This window comes from Haemophilus parainfluenzae, assembly GCF_003253005.1.
GTDB classification, from domain to species: domain Bacteria; phylum Pseudomonadota; class Gammaproteobacteria; order Enterobacterales; family Pasteurellaceae; genus Haemophilus_D; species Haemophilus_D parainfluenzae_M.
Window position 1 is genome coordinate 63,840 of sequence record NZ_QEPZ01000002.1, and the last position, 20,586, is coordinate 84,425.

The window sequence follows — 20,586 nt, forward strand, 5'->3', positions numbered from 1 at the left end:
AACAAAAAAGTGCGGTTAATTTTAACCGCACTTTTTCTTTATTTAGATTATTTGATGATTGGCTTAAGCCGCAAATTTCATTAAATCTCTTCTTGGTTTCATTTGGTGGATGGTATTTGTTACTGTTCCAACCAATGGTAGGCTTGTCCATTGTGTTGTTTTAATATTCTCCACTTTGGAATCTAATGCCATGAATACAAATTCATTACCGCTTACACCAGCAAATTCATAAATATGGAATTCATCTTGTTTTTCTAATACCACAAGATCACCGATGAAAAGGGTGTCATTTTTTTCAACCACTAACATATCGCCCATTTCAATTCCCCAAGCAAGCATATTCGGATTGGTAACACGAATGAAGCAAGTTTGTTGTGGACGTTTGATGCAATAAAGGTTGAGATCTAATTTTTTATTAAATGTCGATTTACTTTCAACATCATTGAAAAATGGCATAGGATGATAAGAAAACGTCATATCATTTTGTGCAACTGTATTTGCGTAGTTCATCATCTTGTGTTCCTTTTAGTTAATGTGTTTTTAATCATTGGTTGTTTATACAGGTATAATATACTGGTATTAGATACAGTATGTCAATAGGACATAGAAAAAATTTTTTTATAGGCGAAAATTTTAGAAAAAATTCATTCCTATCTTAAAAAGTTCAATTTTTTAGCAAAATAATAAAGAAAAAATTTTCTTTTAAATAAAATTTGAGCTATCTTTATCGTGTTTCGGTGGATCGTAACGATCTGAAGTTCAACTTAATCTTCATTTAAAACTATTATGAATACATCACGTTTATTTCATTTTTTGTTCCAAGGTAATTTGGTAAAACGAATTGCTATTGGTTTGGTACTCGGGATCCTTGTTGCATTGGTGAATGAGAGTGTAAAAAATTCATCAGGCATTGATCTTGCATCTAGCTTTGGTGTGCTGGGTCAAATTTTTGTTAAAGCATTGCGTGCAGTTGCACCAATTTTGATTTTCTTCCTTGTTATGGCAGCACTGGCTAATAAGAAAGTCGGTTCTAAAAGCAACATGAAAGAAATTGTCGTGCTTTATCTTTTGGGTACTTTCTTGGCCGCTGTGGCTGCAGTGATTGCAAGTATGGCATTCCCATCAGATGTGGCTCTTGCAGTAAAAGAGGATGCGAGTTCAGCACCTCAATCTGTTGGCCAAGTAATGCTTACTTTAGTATTGAATGTGGTAGATAACCCATTAAATGCAATTTTCAAAGCAAACTTTATCGGTGTATTAGCATGGTCTATCGGTTTAGGTTTAGCGCTTCGTTATGCTTCAGATTCAACTAAACAAGTTGTAGCTGATTTTGCTGAGGGCATTTCTAAAATTGTTCATGTCATTATTTCTTTTGCACCGTTTGGTGTATTTGGTTTAGTGGCTGAAACTTTATCTGATAGAGGATTAGCGGCGTTAGGTGGATATGTTCAATTATTATTTGTGTTAATCGGCACAATGTTATTTACTGCATTTGTACTTAACCCAATCCTTGTTTATTGGAAAATCCGTCGTAACCCATATCCATTAGTGTGGACTTGTGTACGTGAAAGTGGTGTAACTGCATTCTTTACGCGTAGTTCTGCGGCAAACATCCCGGTAAACATTGAATTAGCAAAACGCTTAAATCTTGATGAAGAAACCTATTCTGTGGCAATTCCATTAGGTGCGAATATCAATATGGCGGGTGCAGCGATTACCATTACTGTATTAACGTTAGCAGCTGTTCATACATTAGGTATCGAAGTCTCTTTCATTAGTGCGGTGTTATTAAGTATTGTTGCTGCGCTTTGTGCGTGTGGAGCGTCTGGTGTGGCAGGTGGTTCATTATTGTTAATCCCATTAGCTTGTAGCTTATTCGGTATTAATGATGACATCGCGGCACAAATGATAGGTGTAGGTTTTGTGATTGGTATCTTACAAGACTCAACAGAAACTGCATTAAACTCTTCAACTGACGTATTATTTACTGCGGCAGTATGTATGGAAGAAGAGCGTAAAAACGGTTAATTCAATTCATCTTACAAGGCGGGCAAATTGCTCGCCTTTTGTTTTTAAGGGAAAGAGAATGACACTTTTAATTCAGCAAGCAAAATTTAAGCTTCATCAAAAACAAACCTTAAACTTACCGCACTTTGCGATTGAGCCACAGCAATATTGGGTTTTGGTAGGCAGTAATGGCAGTGGAAAATCAGCGTTTGCTTTAGCTTTGCAAAATGAATTGTCTTTACAGGAAGGGGAGTATCGTAATACTTTCAAATGTGTTCAATCTTTCTCTTTTGAAAAACAGCGAGAAATTCTTGAAGCGACATTAAAGAATTTAAACAATGATGATACAGATCCCGATTTTTTTGGTCAAACAGCAAGAGAAACCATTTTAAATGGTAGTACGGCGCTTACTTTTTGTGAACAAATTGCAGAGAAATTAGGGATTACTTATCTCTTAGAGCGTTTCTTTATCAAACTTTCTACTGGGGAAACGCGTAAAGTGTTATTGGCACAAGCGTTATTACAAAAGCCTGATTTGTTGATTTTAGATGAGCCTTTTGAAGGGCTAGATCAAAAATCTGTGCAAGATTGGATGACGATGTTAAACGAACTGAAAAAAGAATGTGCAATTGTTCTAATTGTTAATCGTTTGGCCGATATTCCTGCTGAAGCGACTCATTTAGCCATGTTGGACAATTTAGAGTTAGTATTAGAAGGTGAACGCCAATTCATTGAGCAACAAAGTATTTATCAACAATTAGTTTATGCGGAGCAGTCTGTTTATGTAGCTTTGCCTGAGCCAGCCTCACCATTACTAAAATTGCCTGAAAACCAACCGCACTTTGAGCTTAAAAATGTCACGGTCCAGTATGGCGATAAAGTCATTTTGGATCATTTAAACTGGGTTGTTCAGCCAAATCAAAATTGGTGGATTAAAGGACCTAATGGCGCAGGAAAGTCTACGTTACTTTCGTTAATTACAGGTGATCATCCTCAAGCATTTGTGAATCATGTAGTGATCTTTGGTAAACAACGTGGATCAGGCGAAACCATTTGGGATATTAAACAAACAATTGGCTACGTAAGCAGCCAACTGCATTTAGATTATCGTGTGAATTGTTCCGTGCTAGATGTCATTATTTCAGGCTTTTTTGACAGTATAGGGATTTATCAACAAGTGCCAGAGGCAATTCGTTTAAAAGCCATGCAGTGGTTAGCTCGTTTAAATCTGACTCATTTAGCCAAAAAGCCATTTCGTTCACTTTCTTGGGGACAGCAACGTTTATTGCTCATTACTCGTGCGATGGTGAAATATCCACCTATTTTGATTTTAGATGAACCTTTTCAAGGGCTTGATGGATTAAATCGCAAGCTCGTAAAATATTTTATTGAGCAACTGGTCAATAATAGTAAAACCCAACTTTTATTTGTCTCTCATCAGGATTTAGATGCCCTGAATTGCATTACGCATCTTTTTGAATTTATAAGAGAAAACGATAAATATATTTATATACAAAGTGCGGTCTAATTTGATAGACTTTTCTTATATTTCCTCATCATTAAGGAGTAATCTATGGAAGGCTTATCTATTGCTGCAGTCGTTTTTATTGTATTAGCTGTTGTCGTACTATTTTCAGCACTCAAAACCGTACCTCAAGGCTATAACTGGACGATTGAGCGTTTTGGACGTTATACCCACACCTTAATGCCGGGTTTGAACTTTGTGGTGCCGTTTGTGGATCGTGTTGGTCGTAAGATCAATATGATGGAACAGGTATTAGATATTCCCTCACAAGAAGTTATTTCTAAGGATAACGCGAACGTATCCATTGATGCGGTGTGTTTCGTACAGGTGATTGATGCTCGCAGTGCAGCTTATGAAGTAAATCATTTGGAACAAGCAATTATCAATTTAACCATGACCAATATTCGTACCGTATTAGGTTCGATGGAATTGGATGAAATGCTTTCCCAGCGTGATTCCATTAATGGTCGTTTGTTGGCGATTGTGGATGAAGCGACTAATCCTTGGGGGATTAAAGTCACCCGTATTGAAATTCGTGATGTGCGTCCACCACGTGAATTGATTGATTCTATGAATGCGCAAATGAAAGCTGAACGTAATAAACGTGCGGAAGTATTGGAAGCGGAAGGTATTCGTCAGGCGGAAATTTTACGTGCCGAAGGGGAAAAACAAGCTCGAATTCTGAAAGCGGAGGGGGAGCGTCAAGAAGCCTTCTTACAAGCAGAAGCTCGTGAGCGTGCGGCAGAAGCGGAAGCGAAAGCAACTCAAATGGTGTCAGAAGCGATTGCTAGCGGTGATACCAAAGCGATCAATTACTTCATCGCACAAAAATATACAGAAGCCTTAAAACAAATCGGTGGTTCACCGAATAGCAAAGTGGTCATGATACCGCTTGAAGCAGGCAATCTAATCGGCTCGGTAGCGGGTATTGCCGAACTGTTAAAAGGTGACAAAAAAGCGTAATTTCCTAAAGTGCGGTTAAAAATGACCGCACTTTTTCTCTCAAGGAGTTGATATGGCAGATTGGTTGACAACTTGGTCGGTATGGCATTGGTTAGTATTAGGTTTTGTATTATTAATCGCTGAAACCCTCGTACCCGGCGTGTTTTTATTGTGGTGGGGCTTGGCCGCGATTGTAACGGCAGGCGTAATGGCGTTAATGCCAAGTTGGTCCTTAACCGCTTTAGCCGTTTTTTATGCGATTTTAGCGATTATTCTCTCGCTGCTTTGGTGGAAATACCAACATAGCAAAGATAATCAGGATCAATCACGTACAACCTTAAATCAAAGGGAGCATACTCTGTTAGGTAAAAAAGGGACGGTATTAGAAATCGGTTCTAACGGGATTGGTCGTGGTGCCTTTGGCGATACAACATGGCGTATCCAAGGCGAGCATTTAACAGTGAATGATCTTGTGGTGGTAGAACGCGTTGATGGCATCACACTGTTAGTGAAAAAGGTAACAGAATGAATCATTTAATTATTTTTGCGCATCCCAATAGTCAAAAAAGTTTTGGTCGTGCCATCGTGGATCGCATTGTAAAAGCAAGCCAACAGCTTGGTGTTGAAACCCATTTGCGCGATCTTTACACAATGGAATTTAATCCGATTATTTCCTTTGAAGAATTACAATCGGCCAATAAAGGGATTATTCCGGCAGAAATTCAGCAAGAGCATGAGTTTATTCGCCAAGCAGATTTGATTACGATGGTTTATCCTTTATGGTGGATGGGCTTTCCTGCAATGTTGAAAGGCTATTTAGATCGTGTATTAAGCCATGGTTTTGCTTATAAAACAGAAAATAGTGAATCCAAAGGTCTGCTTCAAGATAAAGTGATGCAACAATTTATCACTATAGGGAGTAGCGTAGCAAAATATCAAGAATACGGCGTGGATAAATCTCTTAATCATTGTTTGATCAATGGTTTATTTAATTATTGCGGTATCGAGAATGTGGATTACACCCTGTTTGGGGATATTCATATTATCGATGATGCTGCTCGCCAAGCGATGCTTGACGAAGCCGCCGAAAAAACAACAGCAAAATTGACCGCACTCTTAGCTCAATCGTGAGCACAATCATAGGAAAGCAACAGATGTCAGAAACTCAAGTGAATAATTTTTCTTTAATAAGCCGTCTATTTGGCAATTTATTTTATCGCAGCCCTACGGATCCAATTTTGAGTGGGGTATTTGATTGGCTGCAGCAACAAGGTTTAAGTCAAGTGTGGGCACTTTCTACGGATAAAGAAAGCGAAGCAGCCATGGATAATTTACAAATGAAAATTGATTTAACGTTGCTTGATCAAGAATATCAAAAATTGTTTGGTCCAAACGGTAACGTACCTACAGCCATTTCAAGCTACGATATGGATGTGCAACGTTTTGTGGATTTTCGTTATGCCCGTAATGTGCCGGAAGCCGAGAATGTAGATCATTTTGCCTTGTTATTATTGACGGCTTCTTGGTTAGAAGACAACACGGAATCGCTATCTGCTCAACAAGATTTATTCGGTGATTTCTTATTACCTTGCGCAGCGAAATTCTTAACCCAAGTGGAAACTTATGCAACGCTCCCTTTCTATCGCTCATTGGCATATTTAACCCGTGAAATTCTAGCGGCAATGGCTGATGAATTAGAAGAAGGCGAGTAGTTTTCATCAATAGAATAGATCTCTAAAAGAGATTTTTAGATAACAATAAAAAGCCCCGCGAATCAAAACGCAGGGGCTTTTATTTAATGGAAGATCAATTATTCTTCAGAAGTTACATCTTCAGTGCCTTCGTCTTCATCATCCACATCACAAACACGTTCAAGACTGACTACGTGTTCATCTTCTGCGGTGCGAATTAAACGAACCCCTTGGGTGTTACGGCCAACGATACTTACTTCACTTACACGAGTACGCACTAAGGTACCTGCATCGGTAATAAGCATAATTTGGTCGGTTTCTTCTACTTGTGTCGCGGCAACGACTTTACCGTTACGTTCGCTCACTTTAATCGAAATCACCCCTTTGGTGTTACGAGATTTAGTTGGGTACTCGCTTAATTGCGTGCGTTTACCATAACCGTTTTGCGTCGCGGTAAGAATTGCACCATCATTTTTCGGTACAACTAAGGATACAACTTTATCGATGTTGAGATCGAGAGTTTCTTCTGCATTATCGTCCGAAACCTCTTCAATTTCGACCGCACTTTCATCGTCAGCGATATCATTAGTGAGGGCAAGTTTAATACCGCGTACACCTGTTGCTAAACGACCCATTGCACGTACTGCACTTTCAGCGAAACGCACTACGCGGCCTTGAGAAGAGAACAACATGATTTCGTTAGAACCGTCGGTGATATCCACACCGATTAATTCATCTTCATCACGTAAGTTCAAGGCGATGATACCGCTTGAACGTGGACGGCTGAATTCTGTTAGCGCAATTTTCTTCACAATACCGCCAGCCGTTGCCATGATAACGAATTTATCTTCTTCATAAGCAGAGATTGGTAAGATTGCGGTGATACGCTCGTTTTCTTGTAACGGTAGAATATTGACAATTGGACGACCACGCGCACCACGACTCGCTTGTGGTAATTGATAGACTTTCAACCAATATAAGCGGCCACGGCTCGAAAAGCAGAGAATCGTATCGTGAGTATTCGCCACTAAGAGTTTTTCAATGAAGTCTTCATCTTTCATCTTCGTTGCAGATTTACCTTTACCACCACGACGTTGTGCTTCGTAGTCGGTAAGCGGTTGATATTTCACATAACCTTCGTGAGAAAGGGTTACTACCACATCTTCTTGAGCGATTAAATCTTCTAAATCAATATCACCGGAAGCTGCAGTAATTTCAGTACGACGTTCATCGGCGAATTGTGCACGTACTTGTTCAAGCTCTTCACGAATCACTTCCATCAAGCGCTCAGGGCTGTTGATGATGTGAAGAAGTTCTGCAATTTTAACCAATAACTCTTTGTATTCATTGATTACTTCTTCGGTAGCAAGACCGGTTAAACGGTGCAAGCGAAGTTCTAAGATTGCATCAACTTGTTCTGGAGAAAGGTAGTAATCAGAACCTTGAATACCAAATTCAGCCGCTAATTCAGCCGGACGTGCCGCCGCATCAAGCAAGCCTAAAATTTCGTTATTCAGTTTCCAAGGGCGAGAGATTAATTTTTCTGCCGCTTCTTTACGCTCTTTCGATTGACGGATGATGTCGATGATTTCATCGATATTTGATGTCGCAACCGCTAAACCTTCTAAAATATGGGTACGTTCACGGGCTTTGCGCAATTCAAATAAAGAACGGCGAATCACCACTTCGCGACGGTGCATCACAAAGGCTTCAATGATTTGTTTTAAGTTGAATAAACGTGGTTGACCGTGATCCAAGGCCACCATGTTGATCCCGAAGGTCACCTGCATTTGGGTAAGAGCATAAAGGTGATTTAATACCACTTCGCCTATGGCATCACGTTTGATGTCGATTTCAATGCGGATCCCTTCTTTGTTCGAAAGGTCGATAATATTGCTGATGCCTTCGATTTTTTTATCTTTGATAAGCTCCGCAATTTTTTCCACTAATTTGGCTTTGTTCACCTGATAAGGCAATTCGGTCACAATAATTTGCTCTTTGCCTTTATCTGTGGTTTCTACGCTAGCACGAGCGCGAACATACACTTTGCCGCGACCAGTGCGATAAGCTTCTTCAATCCCTTTACGGCCATTAATTAATGCCGCTGTTGGGAAGTCTGGGCCTGGGATATATTGCATTAATTCATCAATGGTGATGTTTTCGTTATCAATATAAGCCAAGCAGCCATCTAAAACTTCATTTAAGTTGTGTGGTGGAATGTTGGTTGCCATCCCTACCGCGATACCGGAAGAACCATTCGCTAAAAGTGCAGGAATACGGGTTGGTAATACATCCGGAATCATTAATTCGCCATCATAGTTTGGCGAGAAATTCACGGTTTCTTTATCCAAGTCAGTTAATAATGCTTGGGTGATTTTTTGCATACGGACTTCGGTATAACGCATTGCCGCTGGTGCGTCACCGTCGATTGAACCGAAGTTACCTTGCCCATCTACCAACATGTAGCGCAATGAGAACGGCTGTGCCATACGCACAATGGTGTCATATACCGCAGAATCACCGTGCGGGTGATATTTACCGATTACATCACCTACCACACGGGCAGATTTTACGTATTTTTTGCCGGCAGTGATGCCAGATTGATCCATAGAGAAAAGCACACGTCGATGCACCGGTTTTAAGCCGTCACGTACGTCGGGCAAAGCACGCCCAACAATCACCGACATGGCGTAGTCAAGGTAAGAAGATTTGAGTTCTTCTTCAATATTGACTGGGGTAATAGAGGAATGGATTGAATCCGTCATTTTTATTCCTTTTTTGATCAAAAAATTGCGACGGATTATAGCATAAATTTAAGCGTTTTTGTGTGAAAAGTGCGGTTGATTTTAAAGCAGTTTTTTAATGCGGAAATAAATAAGGCAGACATTAAGTCCGCCTTATGATTGAGAGTAAATCGTCTATTTCCAATTTTCTCGTTTGGCTTTTTGTAGTTTAGCATAGGCACCAAGTAAAGCTTGGTGTTCTTTGAAGTTTTCAAGCGTTTCATCGCTGGCTGGTAAGTTATAGAACGGGTTACCTTTTTCTGCCACCGAAGCCCAAGCTTGTTGAACGGCTTCTTTACCATACATTCTTTCAAATACAGTGCGATATTGTTGTGGATCGCGAGTATTGTCTAAATGCAATTCAATAATACTGATTAAGGCACGATAGTAATTTGCACGCTCAGGCGTAAACACAGAGCTATTCATATTCATCGTCCAGTTTGCCCAATCTAAGGCTAATTCTAATTCACCTAATGCTAAGTAAAGCATGGATTTAAGCTCGCCAACACGTAATGTAGTCCAACCGCTTGCTTTTGGTGCCACGATACCGATAAATTCGCGAACGCGTGTAGCATCGTCAATATCTTGCTCATCTAATTCTGCTAATAATTCTTCATAAGTTTCAGCATCATGATGATGGTGTGGTAGATCCAATAAGATCTCACGCCAGTCCATACCCATATTATTATTGGCATAAATGAGGTCATCAGCAGGATAGATATCAGACATGCCTGGAACAATAATACGGCAAGCGTAAACGTCTAAATGGTTGTAATCCATGATATAGACTTCTTTTTCATCTGCATTAAAGATTGCCATCAAGTTTTCATATTCTTCTTGCGTTGAACCTGAGAAATCCCAATCTACAAACTCATAATCTGGCGTATTTTTGAATAAATCCCAAGAAATTAAACCGCTAGAATCAATAAAGTGTGTTTCAAGGTTGGCGTGTTCAGCTACATCATCATTATTGAATGATGGAGGCGAGAATACATCGAGATCTTTTAAGCTGCGACCTTGTAAAAGCTCCGTTACGGTACGCTCTAATGCCACTTGGAAGTTTGGATGTGCACCAAAAGAGGCAAAGCACGTGCCGTTGTTGGGGTTAAGCAACACAACACAAATGACAGGATATTTGCCACCAAGTGATGCATCAAAGGCATAAATAGGGAAGCCTTCTTCCTCTAATTTTTCAATAGAGGCTTGAATCGATGGATAGCGATCCATGACGGGTTTTGGAATTTCAGGAAGACTGATTGCTTCTGCAATAATGCGATTTTTTACGTAACGTTCAAAAACTTCTGAAAGCCCTTGCACTCGAGCTTCATTTTTTGTGTTACCAGCGGACATCCCATTAGAGACATACAAATTCGCAATGATACTTTGTGGAATATAGACGATTTCTTGATCGGATTGACGCACATAAGGCATCGCGACAATACCGCGATCGTAATTACCAGATTGCAGATCCACAAGCAATTCTGGGGTTAGTTCTTGATTTGGATCGAAATAATCCCATAAGTAATCATCTAAAATCCCTAGTGGTAAAAGGGCTTCATCTTCAATAGGAAACCATTTTTCAGTGGGATAATGGACGAAATCGCTATTGGCAATTTCTTGCCCTAAATAGAAATCGGCAAAGAAATAGTTGGTGGAAAGACGTTCGAAATATTCACCTAATGCAGACGCTAATGCAGCTTTTTTGCTCGCGCCTTTACCGTTAGAGAAACATTGTGGGCAATCTTTATCACGAATATGTACAGACCATACATTTGGCACAGGATTAAGCCAAGAGGCTTCTTCGATATTGAAACCAAGTGCGGTCAATTTTTGTTGAAATTTTGAAATACTGTCTTCAAGTGCGGCATCTTTGCCGGGAATAAATGTTTGTCCGTTCATAATTGTTCCTGTTCTAAAAAGTTCCTGCATCATAGGGGAGTTTAGTGGGCTAATCAAGCATAAAATTTATACGCTTTAGCTCTTGTTTTCCTTGATTTTTAAGGGTAAATTAGTTTGGCGCAGAAAGGCATTTTCTGTGTAGGTAAAATTATAAACAAATCTATTAATTGGGAGACATCATGGCTCAAGGATTTTATGAATTAAAAGTGGCTAAAGACGGACAATTTATGTTCAACTTAAAAGCAGCAAACGGACAAGTTATTTTAACTAGCGAACTTTATAAAACAAAAGCATCAGCTGAAAACGGCATTGCATCAGTGCAAAAAAATGGTGTGGATGCGAAAAACTTTGAATATCGCGTAGCGAAAAATGACAAACCTTACTTCATTTTAAAAGCGGCTAACCATCAAGAAATTGGCCGTAGCCAATATTATTCTTCTCAAGCTGCAGCAGAAAAAGGCATTGAGTCTGTAATGAATAATGCATCTTCTGCAGTAATCAAAGAAGTGACAGAATAATTATTCTGTTCTGATTTCTTTAAATGCACTTGCCGGCTCTAAAAACGCCGGCATTTTTGATCGCGCTTTCTCCGGATTCAGTGTTAAGGGATAGGTTCGTTTTTGGGCAATGATCACAGTGAGCGGAGAGCAGAGCGTGTTCTTTTCTTGTTTTATGGATAGTCTTTCTTCAGCAATCACATCAAAATTTAATAACGATAGCCAGTCAATGACTCGCCAAGTGGCATATTGTCGGAATTTAAACTCACCTAATTTAGATTTGAAAAGTAATGGACTCATCGGATTAAATAACGTGATGAACATCCAGCCGTCATCTTTTAAAACGCGATGTGCCTCACGTAATATTTGATGAGGATCTTGCGAAAAATTTAAGGTGTTTGCCAATAAGCAGGCATCGATTTCTTTTTCAATAAAAGGCAAGGTTAATGGCGATGCTTGGAGCAAGCTATCACTTTCATTTAAAAGTGCGGTAGGAAAATGCGCTGTTTTTTCAGCTAACACAATTTGATGACGTAAAGGCAAGTTAAAGGCAATTTCGCCACTTAAGGCACCGACTTTCAGAATTTGATAGCCTAAAATTTTTGGTGTCCATTGGGTAAAATAATGTGTTAATACGTTACAATAGGTTTCACCTTGTGGTAACGCTTGCCAACTTTCAGGTGAACGAAGTGGTTTGTACCATTTGGCTTTCCAATTCAATGTTAATCCTATTTTCATCAGGTAATTTATGCTAGTTCCTATTCCTGCACTCAATGATAACTATATTTGGCTTTATAGACGAGAAAATTTCCCCGTAATTGTGATCGATATCCCAGAAATAAAGCCTTTAGTTCAGTATTTAGAGTCCCATAAGTTAGACGTAGAAGCCGTGTTATTAACCCATAATCACGATGATCATGTGCAAGGTGTCGCGGAGTTTAAGCAGTATTATCCTAATGTGCCTGTTTTCGGTCCAACAGAATGTGCAAATAAAGGGGCAACCAATATCGTGGATAGTGGTGTGATTAATACGGCACATTATCATATTGAAGTTTTGCCAAGCGGTGGTCATACGACAGGGCATGTCAGCTATTTGGTGGATGGGCATCTATTTTGCGGCGATGCACTATTTTCTGCAGGCTGTGGTCGCGTATTTACAGGAAATTTTGCTCAAATGTTTGAAACTATGCAACGTTTTAACCAATTACCAGATGAAACCGTGGTTTGCCCGGCTCATGAATATACGCTGGGTAATTTAGCTTTTGCGGAAACCATATTGGCGGATAAAAGTGTGGTTGAAAATCAACGTGTTTTAGTGGAGCGTTATCGAACAGAGGGTAAACCGAGTTTGCCAACAACAATTGGATTAGAGAAACAAATTAACCCGTTTTTACAAGCAAAAAATTTAGACGAATTTACACAATGGCGTTTAGCTAAAGATAAGTTTTAACTCGTTTTAGTTATTTGCTTGAGTTTTTTCTCTTGAAATTTGCTCAATTCTCAACAATTCATTAAAATAGCGAAAATTTTACTTTCTACTTAAGCTGCATATTCATAAAAGTGCGGTTGTTTTTATTAGGTTTTTATGACCCTTCTTGTTCTTGGCATTAATCATAAAACAGCTTCTGTTGCTGTTCGTGAGAAAGTCGCTTTTTCTGAAGAAAAGCGGCAGCTTGCCTTACAACAAATTCACCAACAAGATTTGGCAGAAAGTGCAGTTATTCTTTCTACCTGTAACCGTACCGAGATTTATCTTCATCATCGTCAAATTTCGCCCCAAGAGTGTAAGCAATGGCAAACGAACTGTATAAATTGGTTTGCTAATATTCATCAGCTTTCTGTAGATGAATTAAATAAAAGTATTTACACACATCAAAATCAACAAGCTGCAAATCATTTAATGCGCGTGGCCTGTGGTTTGGATTCATTAATTTTGGGTGAGCCGCAAATTTTAGGACAGGTGAAACAAGCGTTCCAAATCAGTGAAGATTATTATCAAGCGGCGAATATTCCACTTTCAAGCACGCTTTCTCGTTTGTTCCAAAAAACCTTTGCTACAGCAAAACGTGTACGCACTGAAACTAATATTGGTGAAAGCGCTGTATCGGTGGCTTATGCAGCTTGTAGCTTGGCGCGCCAGATTTTTGAATCTTTACGTGAATTACAAATTTTGCTTGTTGGGGCAGGGGAAACTATTGAATTGGTGAGCCGTCATTTATTACGCCACGGTGTAAAAAAATTGATGATTGCTAACCGCACTTTATCTCGCGCTGAACAGTTGGTAGAGACTTTAGCCTCTAATACGCCGATTGAAGTGTATTCTCTCGATGAGTTGCAAACACCGTTAAATCAAGCGGATATTGTCATCAGCTCAACAGGCAGTCCGAATGTTTTAATCACCAAAGCAATGGCTGAAATTGCGGAAAAAGCACGCCAATTTAAACCGACTTTGATGGTGGATATTGCGGTGCCGCGCGATATTGATGAAAACGTCTCGGAATTAGAAAGTGTGTATCATTACACCGTAGATGATTTGCAAGATATTATTCAACGCAATCTTTTTCAACGTGAGCAAGCATCAGAGCAAGCGCAAGACATCATTACACAAGAATGCACGGATTTCTTTGAGTGGTTGAAGGTTCATCAATTCTCCAATTTGATTCGTCATTATCGTGATGAAGCGGAGAATACTCGCCAAGAACTACTCGAAAAAGCCTTACACCAAATTCAACAAGGTGAGAATGCTGAAAAAATTCTGCAAGAATTGAGTTATAAATTAACGAATAAACTCATTCATGCGCCAACCCAAACCATGCAAGCCATGATGAAGTCCGGTAATGCGGAAGGCTTGCACGCCTTTTCCAATGCTTTGCATTTAACCCATCCTTTAAATGAAAAAAACGATTAGATTTTTGACCGCACTTTTAGGTGGCTTATCGCTACTGATGAGTGTATCAGCCTTAGCTGAATATCAAACCTTTAATGATGGCAATATTACTTACGGGATTTTCCAAGCTAAACCTGAAGAAGTGCAGCTACATTGGAAAGATGCTGAAGGTAACGATTATCAAAGTTTAACGCGCCTCAAAAATGCCTTAGAAGATAGCTATAATGTGAAAATGGTCATGAATGCGGGCATTTATAGCATGAATAATGTGCCTGCAGGGTTATGGATTGAGCAAGGAAAAGAGCTCAATGCGTTAAATACAAAAGCAGGCAAAGGTAATTTCCATGTGCAGCCTAATGGGGTATTCGCTATTGCTGGAAATAAACCCTACATTTTAACAACCGCTGCGTATCAGAAAAGCAAACTCAAGCCAGACTTTGCGTTGCAATCAGGCCCGATGTTAATTATTCATGGAAAAATGAATCCGCAATTTCGAGCAAGCCTAGAAAGCTATCATAAGCGTAATGCAGTGTGTTTGACGAAGCAAAATGAATTACTTTTCTTGATGACGATAAAAGGCGAGCCTAACCTTTATACATTGAGCCAAGGTTTGCTGAAAATAGGTTGTCATGATGCCTTATATCTTGATGGAACCATTTCTAATTGGTACATTCCGGGGCAATTTAATACCTTGCATTGGAAGCGTTTTGTTGGAATGATCTCCGTTCTTGATGTGAACAAAAAATAGCAAAAGCGTTTTATTTATAATCAACTAAATCAAAAAATCCGTTTTTTGCAAAAAAATGATTGACGAGAATAGGTCAAATCAGGATAATACGCCCCGCAAAGCCGATAAGGTAAAGCAAATGATGGCTACATAGCTCAGTTGGTTAGAGCACAACACTCATAATGTTGGGGTCGCAAGTTCGAATCTCGCTGTAGCCACCAAGTTTGCGGGACTGGCGAAATTGGTAGACGCACCAGATTTAGGTTCTGGCGCCGAGAGGTGTGTGGGTTCAAGTCCCTCGTCCCGCACCATTTATCAGCTTGCAGTCAAATAGTAGTTGGGGTATCGCCAAGCGGTAAGGCACCGGGTTTTGATCTCGGCATCCCTAGGTTCGAATCCTAGTACCCCAGCCATACTATCTAAATAAAATCTTCTTTATTTCCAATCAAAGCATTTCAGTTGGGGTATCGCCAAGCGGTAAGGCACCGGGTTTTGATCTCGGCATCCCTAGGTTCGAATCCTAGTACCCCAGCCATCTTATTTTCTCTATTTCTTTTGTATAAAAAAATGCGATTAAATTTAACCGCACTTTAGTTATTTCATTTTTTATTTATCACGAAAAAAGTGCGGTACCAAATTCACTATAAATTTTGACTGCACTTCGTATCATAATTAATGTTCCCTTGTTTTAAAGAAGGTTACATCAGGATAACGTTCTTGTGAAAGGTTTAGGTTTACCATAGTTGGTGCAATGTAAGCAAGATTATCCCCACCATCTAATGCCAGATTTTGCTCATTTTTGCGTTTGAACTCTTCAAATTTTTTGTTATCTGCACATTCCACCCAACGAGCTGTTGCAACGTTGACCGTTTCGTAAATAGCTTCTACGTTATATTCTGATTTCAAACGAGAAACGACCACATCAAACTGTAACACACCGACTGCGCCAACAATCAAATCATTATTGCTTAATGGACGGAATACTTGCACAGCACCTTCTTCAGAAAGTTGTACTAAGCCTTTTAACAATTGTTTTTGTTTAAGAGGATCTTTTAAACGAATGCGACGGAATAATTCAGGGGCAAAGTTTGGAATACCAGTAAATTTAAGCTCTTCGCCTTGTGTAAAGGTATCGCCAATTTGAATCGTACCGTGATTATGAAGACCGATAATATCGCCAGCATAGGCCTCATCAGCATGGGTACGATCCCCCGCCATAAAGGTGAGCGCATCGGAAATAACCACATCCTTACCAATACGCACGTGTTTAAGTTTCATCCCTTTTTCGTATTTACCCGAAACTACGCGGAGAAAAGCCACGCGGTCGCGGTGTTTGGGATCCATATTGGCTTGGATTTTAAACACAAAACCAGTGAATTTTTCTTCTTCTGCTGAAACCTTACGAGTATCAGCTTGACGAGCTTGTGGGGCCGGCGCCCATTCAGTTAAACCATCTAAGAAATGATCGACACCGAAGTTACCTAATGCTGTACCGAAAAAGACAGGTGTTAATTCACCAGCTAGGAATAAATCGAGGTCAAATTCATTACTTGCACCTTTTACAAGCTCTAATTCATCACGCAGTTGTTGGGCTAAGTCATCACCTACTGCAGCGTCTAATTCTGGACTATTTAAGCCTTTCACTATACGCACTTCTTGAATAGTTGAGCCTTGGCCGCTTTGGTAAAGATAGGTTTCATCTTTATATAAATGATAAACCCCTTTAAACAACTTACCGCAACCAATTGGCCAAGTGATCGGCGCACAATGGATTTTTAATACGTTTTCCACTTCATCTAATAATTCCATTGGATCACGAATATCACGGTCAAGTTTATTCATGAATGTGATAATTGGTGTATCGCGCAAACGGGTCACTTCCATTAGTTTAATGGTACGTTCCTCAACCCCTTTTGCAGAATCGATAACCATTAAGCAACTATCCACAGCTGTCAAAGTGCGGTAGGTATCTTCGGAGAAATCCTCATGCCCCGGCGTATCTAATAAATTTACTAAGCACTCATTGTAAGGGAATTGCATCACGGAAGTCGTAATGGAAATACCACGTTGTTTTTCGATTTCCATCCAGTCAGATTTTGCATGTTGTGTAGAGCCTTTACCTTTAACAGAGCCCGCTTTTTGAATGGCATTGCCGTATAACAATACTTTTTCGGTGATGGTGGTTTTACCCGCGTCAGGGTGGGAAATAATCGCAAACGTGCGACGTTTATTCACTTCTTCTAATGGATAACTCATTTGTCTTGTTTCTTCTGTTTTAAATAATGCTGTATTGTCGCTGATTTTCAGATTGAGCTCAAATTAAATTGTTTTTCTTTTGTTATCTATAGCTTATTTAGGTGTATGACTCTGTAATTTCTTTTCTTTAAAAATTTTTTGACAAAAAAAAGCAAACGTTTGCGCAAGAAATGGGGTATAATATGTGCCGATTTTTTATTCTTATAATTAAAGGTGCAAGCAATGACACAACTTAGTCTAAAAAAAATCTATTCGGGAAAAGTGCGTGATCTTTATGAGATCGATGATAAACGGATGTTAATGGTAGCCAGTGACCGTTTGTCTGCATTTGATGTGATTTTAGATGATCCTATCCCAGGCAAAGGTGAAATTCTTACTCAAATTTCCAATTTCTGGTTCAATAAGCTAGCTCATATTATGCCGAATCATTTTACTGGTGATTCACTTTATGATGTGTTACCAAAAGAAGAAGCTGATTTAGTAAAAGATCGCGCAGTGGTTTGTAAACGTTTGAAACCAATAAAAATTGAATCTATCGTACGTGGTTATTTAACAGGTAGCGGGCTAAAAGATTATAAGCAAACGGGCACCATTTGTGGTTTGAAATTACCGGAAGGATTAGTCGAAGCAAGCAAATTACCTGAACCAATTTTTACGCCATCAAGTAAAGAAGAAGTGGGTAATCACGATATTAATATTAGCTATGAGGAATGTGAAAAAGCTATTGGTTCAGAATTAGCGGCTCAAGTCAGAGAAAAAGCCATTGCACTTTATACTGAGGCTGCCAAATATGCGCTGACTAAAGGTATTATTATTTGTGATACTAAATTTGAATTTGGTTTAGATGAAAATGGCACACTCACTTTAATGGATGAGGTATTGACACCGGATTCTAGCCGTTTTTGGTCAGTTGATACTTATAAAGAAGGCACAAATCCGCCATCATTTGATAAGCAATTTGTACGAGATTGGTTAGAACAAAGTGGTTGGAATAAACAACCACCAGCACCGAAAGTACCAAAAGAAGTGATTGAAAAAACAGTGGCTAAATATCAAGAGGCGTTGGATTTATTAACAAAATAACATTAACAAACTCCCTGCTATGTTTTAGAATAGCAGGGATTTTTATGGATAAAATGTTGTGAATAAAAGAGTATGAAATCTGTTGCGATAGTAGGTTTAGGTTGGTTAGGCTTACCATTGGCGCTGCACTTAAAAGAGCTTGGTTGGTATGTAAAAGGATCCAAACAATCCCCTGAGGATGCTCAAAAATTGCATCAGCTAGGCATTGAAACTTATCCTTTTTCGCTTTCTGACGAAATGACGAGTTTATCAGACAATATTTGCCCTCTTTTTAATGTAGATGCTCTTATTATCACCTTACCACCTAGCCGTTTTTCTTCTCAACAGTATTGTGAATATCTTGCTTTTTTAGCCAATCAAGCAAAGAAACAAGGTGTACAACATGTACTTTTTACCAGTTCAACTTCTGTTTTTCCTGATATTTCGGGGCAATTTGATGAAGGTTCTCAACTTTCAGCTGAAACAGAAATGGGTAAAACACTGATACAAGCAGAGCAGTGCTTGTTCCAATCAGGAATATCGCATTGCGATATTCTTCGACTTGCAGGATTAATTGGTAAACAACGCCATCCGGTTAAATTCTTAGCAGGAAAACGCAATTTAAAACAGGGCAATTCACCTGTTAATTTGGTGCATCTTGAGGATTGCATTCAAGCTATTACTGCTTTACTCATGAATCCAAATGGATTGCGAACTTACCATCTTTGCGCGCCAATTCATCCTACGCGAGCAGAATATTACACAAAAGCAGCGGTATTTTATGATTTATCCATACCACAATTTGAATGTAGTGATTCGGATCAGAAACGAATCATTATGGCAGATAAAATTTGTCGAGATTTAGGCTTCGCTTATCGTTATCCAAATCCCGATGATATGTTAGAAAAGCGCAGTGATTTTTGACCGCACTTTTTAAAGACTCACTCACCATAACCACAATGAAGGAAATAAAATATGTCAAATACGATTCTGCAACATTTACCTAAAGGTCAAAAAGTTGGTATCGCTTTTTCAGGCGGGCTAGATACCAGTGCTGCATTGCTTTGGATGCGTCAAAAAGGTGCAGTACCTTATGCTTATACAGCAAACTTAGGTCAACCCGATGAAGATGATTACAATGCAATTCCAAAAAAAGCGATGGAATATGGTGCGGAAAATGCGCGTTTAGTGGATTGTCGTGCGCAGTTAGCCCATGAAGGGATTGCGGCTATTCAATGTGGTGCATTCCATATTTCGACTGGTGGAGCAACCTATTTCAATACCACACCACTAGGTCGCGCGGTAACAGGTACGATGCTTGTTGCAGCAATGAAAGAAGATGATGTGAATATCTGGGGTGATGGTTCAACTTTCAAAGGTAACGATATTGAGCGTTTTTATCGTTATGGTTTATTAACCAACCCAAATTTAAAAATTTACAAACCATGGCTAGATCAACAATTCATCGATGAGTTGGGCGGTCGCTTTGAAATGTCACAATTCTTAATCGCAAATGGCTTTGACTACAAAATGTCGGTAGAAAAAGCGTATTCAACTGATTCTAATATGTTAGGTGCGACACACGAAGCGAAAGACTTAGAAGAATTAAGCACTGGCATTAAAATTGTGAAACCAATTATGGGCGTGGCATTTTGGGATGAAAATGTTCAAGTGAAACCAGAACTGGTGACCGTTCGCTTTGAAGAAGGTGTGCCGGTTGCATTAAACGGCAAAACATTTGATAACGTGGTGGATCTTTTCTTAGAAGCAAATCGCATTGGTGGTCGTCATGGTTTAGGCATGTCAGACCAAATTGAAAACCGTATTATCGAAGCTAAATCACGTGGTATTTATGAAGCACCGGGAATGGCATTATTCCATATCGCTTATGAACGTTTAGTAACTGGTATTCATAATGAAGATACTATAGAACAATATCGTATCAACGGTTTACGTTTAGGTCGTTTGTTATACCAAGGTCGTTGGTTTGATCCACAAGCGTTAATGTTACGTGAAACCGCACAACGTTGGGTCGCTCGTGCGGTGACTGGTGAAGTGACATTAGAACTTCGTCGTGGTAATGACTACTCAATCTTAAATACTGAATCACCAAACTTAACTTATGCGGCTGAACGTTTAAGTATGGAAAAAGTGGAAAATGCGCCATTTGATCCAATCGATCGTATTGGCCAATTAACCATGCGTAACTTAGACGTAGCGGATACACGCGGCAAATTAAGTATCTACTCTCAAGTTGGTTTATTAACTGCGGGTAAAGATTCAGTGTTACCGCAATTAGGTAAAAAATAA

18 protein-coding genes and 4 tRNA genes are annotated in these 20,586 nt (G+C 39.4%); 17 read left to right on the forward strand and 5 right to left on the reverse strand.

What is annotated here, in order from left to right:
* Window positions 1-63 precede the first annotated feature (63 nt).
* Window positions 64-513, reverse strand: a complete 450-nt coding sequence (locus tag DPV97_RS02830) for a LexA family protein (protein ID WP_083313286.1) — start codon at window positions 511-513, stop codon at window positions 64-66.
* Between the two features lie 273 nt (window positions 514-786).
* Here DPV97_RS02830 and sstT point away from each other — a divergent pair, with 273 nt between their 5' ends.
* Genes sstT through DPV97_RS02860 form a run of 6 tightly spaced genes read left to right on the forward strand, consistent with a single transcriptional unit; the run spans window position 787 to window position 6,186 of the window.
* Window positions 787-2,028, forward strand: coding sequence for a serine/threonine transporter SstT (gene sstT, locus DPV97_RS02835; protein ID WP_070713599.1), 1,242 nt, complete (start codon window positions 787-789; stop codon window positions 2,026-2,028).
* A gap of 58 nt (window positions 2,029-2,086) precedes the next feature.
* The gene (modF, locus tag DPV97_RS02840; RefSeq protein ID WP_070713601.1) at window positions 2,087-3,535 is read left to right on the forward strand and encodes a molybdate ABC transporter ATP-binding protein ModF; all 1,449 of its coding nucleotides are present in this window, start codon (window positions 2,087-2,089) and stop codon (window positions 3,533-3,535) included.
* A gap of 45 nt (window positions 3,536-3,580) precedes the next feature.
* Window positions 3,581-4,495: an SPFH domain-containing protein gene (locus DPV97_RS02845; RefSeq protein WP_049364327.1), complete on the forward strand. Its 915-nt coding sequence runs from the start codon at window positions 3,581-3,583 to the stop codon at window positions 4,493-4,495.
* A gap of 52 nt (window positions 4,496-4,547) precedes the next feature.
* Window positions 4,548-5,003 (forward strand): NfeD family protein, encoded by a 456-nt coding sequence (locus tag DPV97_RS02850; protein WP_070713603.1) that lies wholly within the window; start codon window positions 4,548-4,550, stop codon window positions 5,001-5,003.
* Window positions 5,000-5,605: an NAD(P)H-dependent oxidoreductase gene (locus DPV97_RS02855; protein WP_070713605.1), complete on the forward strand. Its 606-nt coding sequence runs from the start codon at window positions 5,000-5,002 to the stop codon at window positions 5,603-5,605. Before DPV97_RS02850 ends, DPV97_RS02855 begins: the two co-directional genes overlap by 4 nt.
* Before the next feature lie 23 nt (window positions 5,606-5,628).
* Window positions 5,629-6,186: a TorD/DmsD family molecular chaperone gene (locus DPV97_RS02860; RefSeq protein WP_070713609.1), complete on the forward strand. Its 558-nt coding sequence runs from the start codon at window positions 5,629-5,631 to the stop codon at window positions 6,184-6,186.
* Window positions 6,187-6,284: 98 nt separating this feature from the next.
* On the opposite strand, the gene gyrA is transcribed toward DPV97_RS02860, so the two are convergent.
* Window positions 6,285-8,930 (reverse strand): DNA topoisomerase (ATP-hydrolyzing) subunit A, encoded by a 2,646-nt coding sequence (gene gyrA, locus DPV97_RS02865; protein ID WP_070713611.1) that lies wholly within the window; start codon window positions 8,928-8,930, stop codon window positions 6,285-6,287.
* A gap of 153 nt (window positions 8,931-9,083) precedes the next feature.
* Window positions 9,084-10,847 carry a 30S ribosomal protein S12 methylthiotransferase accessory factor YcaO gene (gene ycaO / locus DPV97_RS02870; RefSeq protein ID WP_070713614.1) on the reverse strand — a complete coding sequence of 588 codons (1,764 nt, stop codon included), beginning with the start codon at window positions 10,845-10,847 and terminating at the stop codon, window positions 9,084-9,086.
* A gap of 179 nt (window positions 10,848-11,026) precedes the next feature.
* Here ycaO and DPV97_RS02875 point away from each other — a divergent pair, with 179 nt between their 5' ends.
* Window positions 11,027-11,365, forward strand: coding sequence for a YegP family protein (locus tag DPV97_RS02875; RefSeq protein ID WP_111382864.1), 339 nt, complete (start codon window positions 11,027-11,029; stop codon window positions 11,363-11,365).
* On the opposite strand, the gene DPV97_RS02880 is transcribed toward DPV97_RS02875, so the two are convergent.
* Window positions 11,366-12,064 (reverse strand): class I SAM-dependent methyltransferase, encoded by a 699-nt coding sequence (locus tag DPV97_RS02880; RefSeq protein ID WP_083313292.1) that lies wholly within the window; start codon window positions 12,062-12,064, stop codon window positions 11,366-11,368.
* Between the two features lie 28 nt (window positions 12,065-12,092).
* On the opposite strand from DPV97_RS02880, the gene gloB reads away from it, so the two are divergent.
* The 7 genes from gloB (at window position 12,093) to DPV97_RS02915 (ending at window position 15,493) form a co-directional block, all read left to right on the forward strand.
* Window positions 12,093-12,794, forward strand: a complete 702-nt coding sequence (gene gloB / locus DPV97_RS02885; RefSeq protein WP_070713621.1) for a hydroxyacylglutathione hydrolase — start codon at window positions 12,093-12,095, stop codon at window positions 12,792-12,794.
* Window positions 12,795-12,929: 135 nt separating this feature from the next.
* A complete protein-coding gene (gene hemA / locus DPV97_RS02890) occupies window positions 12,930-14,252 on the forward strand; it encodes a glutamyl-tRNA reductase (protein ID WP_070713624.1) in 1,323 nt (440 codons plus the stop codon).
* Window positions 14,236-14,979 (forward strand): phosphodiester glycosidase family protein, encoded by a 744-nt coding sequence (locus DPV97_RS02895; RefSeq protein ID WP_070713627.1) that lies wholly within the window; start codon window positions 14,236-14,238, stop codon window positions 14,977-14,979. The genes hemA and DPV97_RS02895 overlap by 17 nt, the downstream gene beginning before the upstream one ends.
* A 123-nt stretch (window positions 14,980-15,102) precedes the next feature.
* Window positions 15,103-15,179: transfer RNA gene (locus tag DPV97_RS02900), tRNA-Met, on the forward strand.
* A 5-nt stretch (window positions 15,180-15,184) separates the two neighbouring features.
* Window positions 15,185-15,269, forward strand: a tRNA-Leu gene (locus DPV97_RS02905).
* A gap of 27 nt (window positions 15,270-15,296) precedes the next feature.
* Window positions 15,297-15,371, forward strand: a tRNA-Gln gene (locus DPV97_RS02910).
* A 47-nt stretch (window positions 15,372-15,418) separates the two neighbouring features.
* Window positions 15,419-15,493 (forward strand) — tRNA-Gln (locus DPV97_RS02915).
* 137 nt (window positions 15,494-15,630) lie between these two features.
* Here DPV97_RS02915 and prfC read toward each other — a convergent pair.
* The gene (prfC, locus tag DPV97_RS02920) at window positions 15,631-17,214 is read right to left on the reverse strand and encodes a peptide chain release factor 3 (protein WP_070713630.1); all 1,584 of its coding nucleotides are present in this window, start codon (window positions 17,212-17,214) and stop codon (window positions 15,631-15,633) included.
* Between the two features lie 222 nt (window positions 17,215-17,436).
* On the opposite strand from prfC, the gene DPV97_RS02925 reads away from it, so the two are divergent.
* The 3 genes from DPV97_RS02925 to argG all read left to right on the forward strand — a co-directional run bounded on the left by DPV97_RS02925 (window position 17,437) and on the right by argG (window position 20,586).
* Window positions 17,437-18,297, forward strand: a complete 861-nt coding sequence (locus DPV97_RS02925; RefSeq protein ID WP_049364315.1) for a phosphoribosylaminoimidazolesuccinocarboxamide synthase — start codon at window positions 17,437-17,439, stop codon at window positions 18,295-18,297.
* Between the two features lie 72 nt (window positions 18,298-18,369).
* Window positions 18,370-19,200: an SDR family oxidoreductase gene (locus DPV97_RS02930; protein WP_049364314.1), complete on the forward strand. Its 831-nt coding sequence runs from the start codon at window positions 18,370-18,372 to the stop codon at window positions 19,198-19,200.
* Window positions 19,201-19,251: 51 nt separating this feature from the next.
* Complete coding sequence (gene argG / locus DPV97_RS02935) at window positions 19,252-20,586, forward strand: argininosuccinate synthase (RefSeq protein ID WP_070713632.1); 1,335 nt, start codon at window positions 19,252-19,254, stop codon at window positions 20,584-20,586.

Bases quoted from the DNA above. Each gene is read 5' to 3' on its own strand.
- modF (WP_070713601.1), top strand. From the start codon at position 2,087: ATGACACTTTTAATTCAGCAAGCAAAATTTAAGCTTCATCAAAAACAA.
- DPV97_RS02845 (WP_049364327.1), top strand. From the start codon at position 3,581: ATGGAAGGCTTATCTATTGCTGCAGTCGTTTTTATTGTATTAGCTGTT.
- DPV97_RS02855 (WP_070713605.1), top strand. From the start codon at position 5,000: ATGAATCATTTAATTATTTTTGCGCATCCCAATAGTCAAAAAAGTTTT.
- sstT (WP_070713599.1), top strand. From the start codon at position 787: ATGAATACATCACGTTTATTTCATTTTTTGTTCCAAGGTAATTTGGTA.
- argG (WP_070713632.1), top strand. From the start codon at position 19,252: ATGTCAAATACGATTCTGCAACATTTACCTAAAGGTCAAAAAGTTGGT.
- ycaO (WP_070713614.1), bottom strand. From the start codon at position 10,847: ATGAACGGACAAACATTTATTCCCGGCAAAGATGCCGCACTTGAAGAC.
- prfC (WP_070713630.1), bottom strand. From the start codon at position 17,214: ATGAGTTATCCATTAGAAGAAGTGAATAAACGTCGCACGTTTGCGATT.
- DPV97_RS02860 (WP_070713609.1), top strand. From the start codon at position 5,629: ATGTCAGAAACTCAAGTGAATAATTTTTCTTTAATAAGCCGTCTATTT.
- DPV97_RS02930 (WP_049364314.1), top strand. From the start codon at position 18,370: ATGAAATCTGTTGCGATAGTAGGTTTAGGTTGGTTAGGCTTACCATTG.
- DPV97_RS02850 (WP_070713603.1), top strand. From the start codon at position 4,548: ATGGCAGATTGGTTGACAACTTGGTCGGTATGGCATTGGTTAGTATTA.
- DPV97_RS02895 (WP_070713627.1), top strand. From the start codon at position 14,236: ATGAAAAAAACGATTAGATTTTTGACCGCACTTTTAGGTGGCTTATCG.
- hemA (WP_070713624.1), top strand. From the start codon at position 12,930: ATGACCCTTCTTGTTCTTGGCATTAATCATAAAACAGCTTCTGTTGCT.
- gyrA (WP_070713611.1), bottom strand. From the start codon at position 8,930: ATGACGGATTCAATCCATTCCTCTATTACCCCAGTCAATATTGAAGAA.
- gloB (WP_070713621.1), top strand. From the start codon at position 12,093: ATGCTAGTTCCTATTCCTGCACTCAATGATAACTATATTTGGCTTTAT.
- DPV97_RS02830 (WP_083313286.1), bottom strand. From the start codon at position 513: ATGATGAACTACGCAAATACAGTTGCACAAAATGATATGACGTTTTCT.
- DPV97_RS02925 (WP_049364315.1), top strand. From the start codon at position 17,437: ATGACACAACTTAGTCTAAAAAAAATCTATTCGGGAAAAGTGCGTGAT.
- DPV97_RS02875 (WP_111382864.1), top strand. From the start codon at position 11,027: ATGGCTCAAGGATTTTATGAATTAAAAGTGGCTAAAGACGGACAATTT.